The organism is Bacteroides ovatus (assembly GCF_001314995.1).
GTDB classification, from domain to species: domain Bacteria; phylum Bacteroidota; class Bacteroidia; order Bacteroidales; family Bacteroidaceae; genus Bacteroides; species Bacteroides ovatus.
On the sequence record NZ_CP012938.1, the window covers coordinates 4586452 to 4597532 of the forward strand.

Genomic DNA, 11081 nt, shown 5'->3' on the forward strand with positions numbered 1-11081 from the left:
TTGATTAAGCCATTTTAATTACCAATATGGGTTTTGTTGCAAATTATTCAATGCGTCTACGTCATGTTGAGGCAAAGGATACCAGTAATTCTTCTTTGTAAAAGAACGCACTTCCGGAGTTATATCGATTTGTTCATAATCATAAGTCAATGTAGACTTATCCGTGATACTTCCATGATTAGATTCTCGTGGTGTGAATAATGCTCCCTTAATAGGATAAGTATCCTTGAATGTTTCTTCCAAGATCATCCAGCGGCGGATATCCCACCAACGATGATTTTCAAACATTAATTCTACGGCACGCTCACGGCGATAAGCTGCACGGAATTTATCAGGATCGGCTACAATATCTGATGGCAGATCTGTTAAGCCAATTCGTCTGCGAAGAATATTAATAGCTTCTGCAGCTGATATAGGACATCCTTCAATAGTTGCCGTAGCACTTCCACAACCCTCAAATAGCGCTTCTGCATAGTCTAAATAAATTTGCGAAGCACGGATATATATGGTGAGGAAGCGATAGTCCCACCAACAGTTCGGATTGTTCTTTTCAAGATACTGATTGCATTCCGGCCACATGAACTTTTTACACATAAATCCTGTGAACATTCGTTTGTTGCAGTCTTTTTGAGTTAACATGTGTTGATAGGCTGCTCCTCCTTTGTAGGTTGTAATGTAATAGGTACGTCCATCAGCGTAATGTCCCCAAGTTGTTCCAGGTAAAAGGATGTTGTTATAGAAACGGGGATCACGATCCTCAAATGGCTTATGGTCATAGTCAAGTGCATAGCCGCTTCGTGGGTCATCAATCGGGTAATAAATACCGTCTGCTCCCTTCTTGTCAAACATGTTGACGATATTCAAACTTGGGCAGCACATGGAATTTCCATCTGGTCCCGAACCGAATGCAAGATCCTCATATTGCCAGAATGTGCGGATAGTGCGTTTTTGGTTTTGATTAGCAGCGTTAGGAAATTGTCGCTTGACCCAAATGTATTCCGGTTGATGCACAGGTGGATATTTAAAATAGAAAACATTCGTATATTCTTCTTTACTAGCCAAACCATAGGGATAAGGGGCAGACTTGCTTCCATCCATATAACGTATTACTTCATAAGCTGATTTTGCTGCGGATTTTGCGCGTTCCGTGTCATAGCCTTTGTTTTCTGTAGAATTTAAATCATTCTGCATCAATGGACTTGCATCAAACAACTGTGCCCATTCTTTAAGTGCCATTGCTGCAATTTTTGTGGGTCTTCCATAGTTTGGATCATCCCAACTGTCAGGTAACATGTAGATTGCTTTTTGTATATCTTCCATCATCCAGTCGTGTGATTCATGGTAGGTCATACGGGGAATATCATCATCTCCACCTTCAAAGACCTTGTCAATAATAGGCATCCCCCCATATCTTTTGATTATCTGAAAGTAGAACCAAGAACGATAGAAATAAGCTTGTCCCAGAATCTCATTTTTTTGTTCAGGTGTCAAAGGAGCCTTATCGATATCATTAATAATGCGGTTATTGATACGCAACGCCTTATATGATCGAGATATAGCTGTACTTCCAGCATTACCGATTTCGAAAGTCTTATTTGATTTGGCATTACTTAACCAGTTTCCGGAATGTAAAGTAAAAACGGCAGATGAATTATCTGTAGTTGCCATTTCGTCTGCAAAGAGACCGACAAATGCGCGTCCATTTTCCCAATTATCCATTACCATAACATTTTCCAATTGGTTGAAAGATTGATCTAAGAAACCTCGTAAGGAATAGTAATCCCTAAAGATATCATCTTCTGTCAATCCTACATCTTCCCTTTTATCTAAGAAGTCTTCACAGCTTGTCATCCCACCAAGAATGAAAACTGAACAGATATATAATAATACTTTTCTCATCTTTATTTCTTTTGAATATGATTAAAATGAAACTCTTAGTCCTAAAGTGTAAGTACGGACAATCGGATAGCTGCCAACACCTCCTGTTTCAGGGTCCACGCGTTTGTCCCCTTTCCAGAAGGTTAGTAAATTATTCCCGTTCATGTAAACCTGAAGATTAGAGATATGTGCTTCACTCAACCATTTTTTAGGGAATGTATATCCTATCTCCATGTTCTTTAATCGTATATACGAATAGTCGGAATAGCGATAAGTACTTTCCACTTTGTTGTATGTATTGTTCAAGTGTGTAGCAGGTCGCATAACACCCGATGAATTAGCTGTTTCCGGCGTCCATCGTTCCATGGATTTTGGTTGAACACGTATGTTTGAAGCTGGAAAATCCCACAGATATTGATCGAACTGTAACTTATATATATTGCGTGGCGAATAGAGCATTGCACTGAAGTTAAGTCCTTTCCAATTGAACCCGAAAGAAAATCCGATGGTAGTCAATGGGTAATTCAATTCGTCTACAACTACCTTGTCGTTTGAGTTGATTATTCCGTCTCCATTGAAGTCTATATAGATAAGGTCTCCAGGAATTACTTGCGATGCTGTAGTACCATTTATAGCTGTTTGTGCGTAATTGAACACATCGTCTATCGAACCATAATTACCGATCGCAATAAAACGGTTTTGATAATCAATCGGTTTACCTGCAGCTTTCAAGTGCTCATCCGCATTTCTAGGATCATCTTTATAGACAATCCGGTTTTCGCTGGCTGCAAAAGTTAAAGCTCCCCAGTAATTAAAATTACGTCCGATTTTGTCATTCCAGCGTAACTCTAATTCTAAACCATGATTTTTCGTTTCTCCTCGGTTGATAGCGTTAAAAGTAGCTCCTACAATGGAAGATGTGGTTTGTGGAGTCATTAGAATATCTTTACGATTCTCTTTAAATAAATCCAAAGTTAAATCTAACTTATTCCATAAGCCAATTTCTATTCCAAAGTTATGTTTAGTCGCTTTTTCCCATGTTGAAGTCAAGTTAGCAATATCTCCTTCTGTATAGAGCGGGCTATGTGTGACTCCTTGTGTATTTCCTAATTCAATACTTCCTAAAGAATTAAATAATTGGATGTAATTCCAACGTGCAGCAGCTGCATCACTACCGACTTTTCCGTATGAATATCTAAATTTTAGGTTAGTCAGCACATCTCCAACATGTTTCTTTATAAAAGGTTCTTCTGAAGCACGCCATCCCAAAGAATAGGAAGGGAACAGGCCGAAGCGTTGTCCTCGGGCAAATTTTTCCGAACCTGTATAAGAGATATTCATCTCTGCCAAATAACGTTCTTTCCAGTTATAAGTAACACGTCCCACCCATTCTTCACGATAACTTGGGAATTTGATAACTTTATCATCTTTTGAATCAGATACTTGACGGTTCATCAGAGCTAACGCTGTTACATTATGACTCCCGAATGAACGATTATATTCCACAGAGAATTCGTAATATAACTTACGATTATAACCATCCAAATTATCATAAGAAACGTTGGGAGGGAGTTCAATATCCTCATCATTTGGCCATCGTTTTTCCAAAATCATGGGGTAAGTGAGGGAACCATCTGCATTGACTATCGGATTAGAATAATCATATTCGCGATGGTATTTAATAATACTGTTTCTGGATTCAAAATCATTGTTACCCCAAATTTCACCAGTCTTTATACTAGAACGAGTAGTGGAAGCAGAGGTGTATGAAACTTTAGCGGCAGCTTTTAGTCCTTTAGTTAGAAAGTCCAGTTTTTGTTCCAAACGAACATCATACCATCCTTGAAAGGTTTTATACAGTTGTGATCCATTTGTATTCATATTACAAACAGGATTATAGCCGGCAGTAGATCCATCTCCCCAATAGCCATCACTATACTTTATCGGGAAGGAATTGGTTGGTGCCGCAATGATTCTAGTGTACACATCATCAGCAAAATTGTCATTGCGGTATCCCATTTTCCCTGCAATATTTACTGATAAGGAAGTCGTTTTAGTTAAATTAAAATCTAAATTTGAACGCCAGTTATAACGGCGATAGTAGTTCCTTGGATCAAAATTCTCCTGTTTCTGTAAATCATAAATATCACCGTCATTTTGATAACCGATGGAGGCGAAGTAACGCATGAAATTGGTTCCTCCGCTGATATTCACATTATATTGTTGGGAAAAACCTGGTTTAACCAACTCATCCCACCAGTCTACTTGTGGAAAGACATCATTATAAGGGCCGTAGTTGCCTGTATCAAAAGCATTTGACCAAGCATTGATGACAGATTGTTTAATTTGTTGATTCCAGTTGTTGTCATTAGCTACAGCTTCATTATACATTTTCATAGATGTAACATAATCTGCCCATTCCATATTTGCAGTAGTCTGTTTAATACCAAAGCTTGTAGAAAAATTGATGTTTGGTTTCTTATCTTGTCCGCGTTTGGTTGTTAACAATATTACACCATTTGCACCTCGAACCCCATATACAGCTGTAGCAGAAGCGTCTTTTAGAATAGATATAGACTCGATTTCATTCATGTCAACATCGTTCATATCCCTTTCTATACCATCCACTAATACTAAAGGGTCAGAGTTTTGCCAGGAAGCCTTACCACGAATGTACATTTTGGTATCACTTGCTCCAGGCTTGCCTGACGTATTGATAGCTACCAAACCATTTAGTTTGCCTTGTAAAGCTTCTGATACAGAAGTAATATTACCTCCTTTCAACAATTCTTCTCCTTTAGTTTGGGTAATGGCGCCTACACTTGATACCTTTTTCTGAATACCATAACCTACTACCACTACTTCTTCTAGTTGCTTGCTGTCTTCTTCCAGAGAAATGATAGGCTCTTTTTTCAGATCATCCACTTTGATTTTCTTTTCTTGATAGCCGATATAAGAGATTTTGAGTACGGCATTAGCAGCTACAGATAGCGTAAACCGACCATCTATGTCAGAAATGGTACCATTCGAAGTGCCTTCAACAGTAATATTTACTCCTATTAAAGGTTCATTACTTTTTGCATCTACAATTTGCCCTTTAATGCTATGATTCTGTCCCCAAAGTAGAGGAGGAGAGAGTAGCAGAGCTAGAAAGAGTAGACACATCCACTTAAATTCCAAGTTTTGATGTTTCATAGTAATAACGTTAAAAAGTTGTGTGTATAAAAAACATTCTTATTTCTTTTTTTCTGTTTTGGGTAAGGTTCTACTATACAGCGTTTAGCCCATATTTTGTAAGCCTTTGTCATTTCAACTACTTTTTGCCATAGCATTATTGATGAACAATAATGCTATGGGCAAAATGAGATAATTTGATTTTATAGTAATATTCTTTAAAGATCTCATATGCATAAATTTGAAGTAAACGTCGTGCTAACTTTATTGATTATTCTGAACTTTATCCATTAATACCTTCATCCAGTATCCTCCGATCACCGAACGGGCTCTGAAGCCTACCCATCTACCGCTGTCTGTATGGTGCCAGTCGCTGATAGGTACACGAGAGACTGTTTCATTGATATATTTATAGACAGGATCAGAGAATTTCTGGAAAGTTTCCTTATCTGATGACATAGCTGCCGTCCACATGATCCAGTCGGATTTTGTGTATTCTTTACGAGAATCCAAAGGGAGTCCATAAGGATTCTGTTTTGTTAGATAATAATTGAGCTCTTTTCCAATTACATTATTAGGAAATAAATTCAGATTCCACAACTTATCCCAAACCATATTGTATTTTTGGCTCCAGGTATCTTTACGGTCAAAAGCCAGGCGATAATGACTACCTTCATTTGCCATTTCTTCCCATTTCACCGCCATTTTCTTGGCTATAGCCGCATATTTGTCTGCTACATCATTTAATCCGAGCATCCGAGCCATTTCGCTGTATCCGGCCACTCCCATGATGGCTTTCACTGAAAGATTGGCATTATGAGCCCAATGTCCGGCGAAGTCATCCGTGCAAAGTTGGTTTTCCGGGTCCTGTCCAAACTAAGATATAAGTATGTAACCTGCTGTAATTTAGTGTATTATTCATTATTGTGTTGTTTTTGTATTGTTATAAGAAGATGTATCAGGTAAAAACCAGAGATTTTGCCTGATAAAAAATAGCTTTTATTTTTTATCAGGTATATTAATGAATAATGTGCTTGAATTATGAATTATTTTGTCTTTCCCTCCCCCAAAAAACAAAATCAAAAATAGATAAGTGTATGTAATAAAGTATATGAATTTAAAAGTCTTTTTTCAAACGCTCAATCAATACTTCTTTAATAAGCTCATACCCTTCTTGAGGATTGAACATCTCATTAGGACGTATTAGATTTTGGATATCCCCTAAGAAATCCATATCGTTCATCTTTTCTTCCATGTTCAAAATGAACTGTTTGTAAGTAGGTGGTTGTCCGGCAACAAAGTCCATATATCGTTTATAGCAGCGAATAATTTCATCCGGATTTACTTCATGTAAAGTGAGAGCTTTGTATAAATCAAATAAGTCACGACCTTTTTTACGCTGATATAATGCGCGTAACTTAGTGCCTAACAGTTCATTCAGTCTATAAGTCGTTAATTCACATTGTCCTGTAAACCAACTATTGTCTACAGAAAAAGGAATCTTGACTAGCCCTAATTCGTTGAAGTGTTCAAAACAGTTAATCTCCACTTTCAATCGAATTTGCACAGTCGGTGGTATCTCCGATTCCATACGAAAAAGCATTGTGTTATTAAATCTTTTCTGTTTTGTGACTCGGTCTGGCAAGAAATTCAAGACTTCACCTAGTCTATACATAGTAGATTTAATTGGTTCTGCATCGATTTGTACAAGATCAATATCCTCACTATATCTAGGCTGCGGAGAAAGATATAATTTGTGTAATGCAGTTCCACCCCTAAAAGCAAGTTTGGAAGCTAAAAAATCATCACTGAAGATGGCAACTAATGCCCGACTAATAATAAGATCTTGCTCAACTTGTTCGTTTGCATTCCATGGAACATGTGTTCTCCATTGCATTATAGCAGCTCTGTTTATCATAGTTCGTCTATTTCTATATCAATATTTATATTTATTTTCCAACGTCTATTCGCACCCTTCAAAATTCGAGGATGGCGTGAACTCAAAGGTATATAATTCAAACGTTTATCATAAATCCGTAACTGTTCATATAGTGTATCTGCCTGTTCTGATTCATTGAGAATACAATCCAAAATATAACCTAGTCTCTGAATAGTTGCTACGGATGTATTATCAAACAAATAATCTTCCACTGCGTTAGAGAAATCTGTCTTTTCAACAAGTTCAGCTAATACAGTAGACACTCGTGATAATCCACCTACATATTGCTCATATTGTACAAGGTCAATAGCTGTTAACTCTGGATTAGAAAAAAGAATAGTTCCTGTTTCTGAATTCTTTTCTTGTAAAAGTCTATCAGGAATCTGTTTGCGATATATCCAACTCAAAAAACTATTTTTATTTTCTGAAACAGACGATTTGGGAAGAATAGTCATTACTGAAAACTTTTGTGGACGTTGATGGGCAGCACCTAATAATTCAGCAGCATTTAACAGGCAAATGTAATAGGGTTTTTTCAGAAAACTCATTAGCTGTTCAATGTAATATATTGGCGGTACAATACGTTTGGCAGCATATTGTATGGGAACAATTACATAAAATCCTTTATAAACAGACAAAATTTTGCCCTGCATTTTTAATCGGTAAAGTTCATTCTTAATTACTTGTTCTGATGAAGCAATGAAACAAGAACGAAGCTCTTCAACACTAAAAGTTGAAGTCCCATTGATTTCTTTTTCTCTGATCCATTCTCTTACTGTCATTTCTTGATATGCTAAATTCAATGCAAAGATAATCATAAATAGATTACTTTTGCATTAAAAACAGGCATTTTATCCATTAATATATCATCGAAAGAATAGCTTATTTTTGTCTTAATCATTAAAAGTGACTATTCGAGAAATGCCTTAAAATGAAGTTTCCCCCTGCTACAACTGTTTTGTAACAGGGGGGAAATCCTTTCAGACGTATTTCTTTAACCTCTTCTAGTAAAGACTAATATTACCACTCAATCTGTTGATCTTCATCTGGTATTTGGGTATTGATGTTACGTTCAAGCGTTAATGTACCTTTTACTTTATATGGCACTATTGCTCCCGGAGCAGAAGTAATGTCATCATAATTATACTCAATCGAAAAGGAGACATAATGATGTTCCAAGTATGGACGAGTAGCATCTTTAATTACCGCAACACTGTAATCAGGTGTACCAAACAATTCGAAATTAATCCTATCATCTTCCGGCCATACTTTCAATGTTTTTGTTTCCTGATCAAATTGCATATATATTTTGTAGGTACGGCGTATCTCTTTGTCTAAATTCTCACCGACTAAACCTGCGTAAAAGAAAATTGTATTTTCGTCTACTACGTATGCAGTACGTGAATTGGCAACCATTGGCTTTTTATCAATGCTTCCATCCGGATTACGAAAAAACACTTCCATAGTAGTTGTACTATAACTTCCTGAATAATCATTGAACGGAATAACCCTTAAGAGTGCTTTTGCATAATTCTTACGCGGATGACTCATATAATTATAAGAAGCATCATCAACTATAGTCAGAGGTAATACCCATTTTTCTACCATGTCAATTCCGTTTAATGTAAAATCAATATTCATAGTTTCCGCATAAGAGTCGGCAGGGATATGAACCGATTCAGAAAAACTGTAAAACTTCTCATCCAATAGCTCATAGAACAATTCAGTTCGTGTACTAAAACGTTCCTGATTCATAATATTCAAAGTATCTGGATCTATGGCGACATGTACATCCAGATCTTGAGAATTCATAGTGGTTCCACTCACTGTTAGAGGTAACTTATACGTTACTTTACCATCTGTTTTATACCGCACATAGATGTTCATGACACCCTGATCGTTTATGGGAGCTGCAAAAGATATGTATTGCTTATACTGTTCTTCTGTCCATTCATCATTACAAGATGTAGCTAATAGCAAAACGGACAATACAATCCAACAATTATATATAGTTTTCATATTATACTTTTTTATATTAATCATTATATGTCCATCCAGGATTCTGGGTTAACAAATTATTCCGTTTTAACTCATCATGGCTAATAGGCCAGAAATATAGTTTGCGCGAGAAGGTTGAAGGCAGATCGTTTATAACCACAGGAGAATGAAATAGAACTTTTTGATCTTCCGAATCAGTCATTAACGTATTGCATCCATATACTTTCATTGCCTCTTCCACCGGAGCATCCTTCCATCTACGTAAATCAAAATATCGATGCCCCTCACCCATTAATTCAATTTGGCGCTCACGTTTCAACTTCTTACGAAATTCATCCTTATTCCCATATATAGTAGTAAGATCATAATCAGGCACACCGGCACGGCAGCGAATCGGTCGAATCCCCTTCTTCATTTCATTAATGTCACGCTTGATGGAATAACTAGTAGAGCCATCCCACGACGAAATGTCATACGTGGATCCATCTTCCAGCTCATTCAAAGCTTCCGCATATATCAGTAATATTTCTGCGTAGCGGATTGCAGGCTCTGGTTTTTTAGTGATGCGGTCGTTTATTTTGCCTACTGCTGTATCATCCGGACTGACAAATTTCATAATTCCTATTCCACTACGTAACCAGAAATTTGTATTCGTATATCCATTACCATTACCACGATAATAGAATATTTGTACATCTACCGGCTGGGCAGGGGTTAGGGATGAATTTTGTAGCATAGGCCATATAGCTCCATTAAATCCGACGGAAGCGTAGAAGCGAGGTTCACGCCCGGCATATTGCTTGGAGACTCCAGCACGTAAGTGTTCATATCCTTCAGTTCCTGCTTCTGTTTTGCTGACAAATCCATTTGCACGTTCGCGCATGTCACTACGACCAGGAATATTTAATTCACGTTCTTTACCCGGACAATCATCCCCATTAGCCATATAATAGGCATCACATTGTTTTTGTGTCATACCATGTGTATTCCAACCACCATAAATTGATGGGAGTTGATGCCTGACCATATCCGCCAGATCACGGTCACCCTGATTTTTACCACGTGTAAAAATCAATTCTTTATTATCTGAGGCTGCTAAATCACCATCAAAGAGCGAACGGTATGACTCAAACGGATCTATATTTTTGTACCCATCCGGCCAATCCTGTTTCGAGAAATCGTTATCTTGATAGGGAGTAACGGTTTTAGGAAAGCCTGGACTTGATTCTGTCTTTGCTAACGAATAATGCAACTCATATTGCCCGAGTTTCATCACATCAAGTGCAGCTGCAGCAGCTTTTGCCCATTTATATTCGTCATATTCCTGCGCAATGAGACATTTACCATCATGGTCCACCAAGTCAGTAAATCTTTCTGTATCTTCCGGGCGAGGATTGTTTATCGGACTTGCCGCATACAGTAACACTTTGGCACGCGCAGCTAGAGCGGCTCCTCTGGTTGGACGAGCTATGTGGTTGGTTCCTCTCTCCAATGGTAAATCTTTTGCAGCTAAAGCCATTTCGGAAGCAATGTAGTTGGCACATTCGTCATAAGTATTGCGTTGCCGTGCCAAACCTTCATAACTATCAGTGTAATCAAGTCCTTCGTCCGGCAACAAAGGTATAGGACCATACCTACGAAGTAAAAGCCAGTAGTAATAAGCTCTTACGAAGCGCGCTTGTGCTTTAAAGTCTGCTTTTTCCTGTTCCGTAATCTTCATATTCATGTCAACATTTTGAATAAAAATAGAAGCTTGACGAATGCCTTTATAGCTTGCTCCCCAAGAATGTCGGAAGCCTTCATTATATGTACCGTTCTTAAATGTTTTATAATCATCACGGTCACCGAAATAAATATCATCGGCAAAGCAGAACAGATTATTATCTTTACTGGAAACATCCATATTTTCTCCTGACAGATATGAAAAAGCATGTGCTAACCACCTTTCTGTCCGTGTTTCATCAGTAAACACATCTTCAAGTAACATGCGGTCTTTGAAATACTTGTCAGAATCCAAGTTGTCCGCACAGGATGCAATTCCTACTCCTAATAGGATATATATGCATATATAATATATTCTTCTCATTTCACG

The 11081-nt window shown here is 37.6% G+C and carries 6 protein-coding genes and 1 pseudogene; all 7 read right to left on the reverse strand.

The window, feature by feature from the left end:
- Positions 1–18: 18 nt before the first annotated feature.
- The 7 genes and pseudogenes from Bovatus_RS17585 to Bovatus_RS17615 all read right to left on the reverse strand — a co-directional run bounded on the left by Bovatus_RS17585 (position 19) and on the right by Bovatus_RS17615 (position 11075).
- Complete coding sequence (locus Bovatus_RS17585) at positions 19–1899, reverse strand: RagB/SusD family nutrient uptake outer membrane protein (RefSeq protein WP_004298172.1); 1881 nt, start codon at positions 1897–1899, stop codon at positions 19–21.
- Between the two features lie 21 nt (positions 1900–1920).
- Entirely contained in the window at positions 1921–5073 is a 3153-nt protein-coding gene (locus tag Bovatus_RS17590; protein WP_004298170.1) for a SusC/RagA family TonB-linked outer membrane protein, read from the reverse strand.
- A gap of 243 nt (positions 5074–5316) precedes the next feature.
- Positions 5317–5928, reverse strand: a pseudogene (locus Bovatus_RS17595) (DUF1793 domain-containing protein); the annotation flags it as partial.
- 241 nt (positions 5929–6169) lie between these two features.
- Entirely contained in the window at positions 6170–6970 is an 801-nt protein-coding gene (locus Bovatus_RS17600; protein WP_004298164.1) for a nucleotidyl transferase AbiEii/AbiGii toxin family protein, read from the reverse strand.
- Entirely contained in the window at positions 6967–7773 is an 807-nt protein-coding gene (locus Bovatus_RS17605) for a type IV toxin-antitoxin system AbiEi family antitoxin domain-containing protein (protein WP_049702264.1), read from the reverse strand. Before Bovatus_RS17605 ends, Bovatus_RS17600 begins: the two co-directional genes overlap by 4 nt.
- Before the next feature lie 238 nt (positions 7774–8011).
- Positions 8012–9010 (reverse strand): DUF4973 domain-containing protein, encoded by a 999-nt coding sequence (locus Bovatus_RS17610; RefSeq protein ID WP_049702263.1) that lies wholly within the window; start codon positions 9008–9010, stop codon positions 8012–8014.
- 16 nt (positions 9011–9026) lie between these two features.
- Positions 9027–11075 (reverse strand): RagB/SusD family nutrient uptake outer membrane protein, encoded by a 2049-nt coding sequence (locus Bovatus_RS17615; RefSeq protein WP_004298159.1) that lies wholly within the window; start codon positions 11073–11075, stop codon positions 9027–9029.
- Positions 11076–11081 lie beyond the last annotated feature (6 nt).

Coding starts and splice junctions, on each gene's coding strand:
- Bovatus_RS17585 (WP_004298172.1), bottom strand. CDS start 1,899: ATGAGAAAAGTATTATTATATATCTGTTCAGTTTTCATTCTTGGTGGG.
- Bovatus_RS17590 (WP_004298170.1), bottom strand. CDS start 5,073: ATGAAACATCAAAACTTGGAATTTAAGTGGATGTGTCTACTCTTTCTA.
- Bovatus_RS17600 (WP_004298164.1), bottom strand. CDS start 6,970: ATGATAAACAGAGCTGCTATAATGCAATGGAGAACACATGTTCCATGG.
- Bovatus_RS17605 (WP_049702264.1), bottom strand. CDS start 7,773: ATGACAGTAAGAGAATGGATCAGAGAAAAAGAAATCAATGGGACTTCA.
- Bovatus_RS17610 (WP_049702263.1), bottom strand. CDS start 9,010: ATGAAAACTATATATAATTGTTGGATTGTATTGTCCGTTTTGCTATTA.
- Bovatus_RS17615 (WP_004298159.1), bottom strand. CDS start 11,075: ATGAGAAGAATATATTATATATGCATATATATCCTATTAGGAGTAGGA.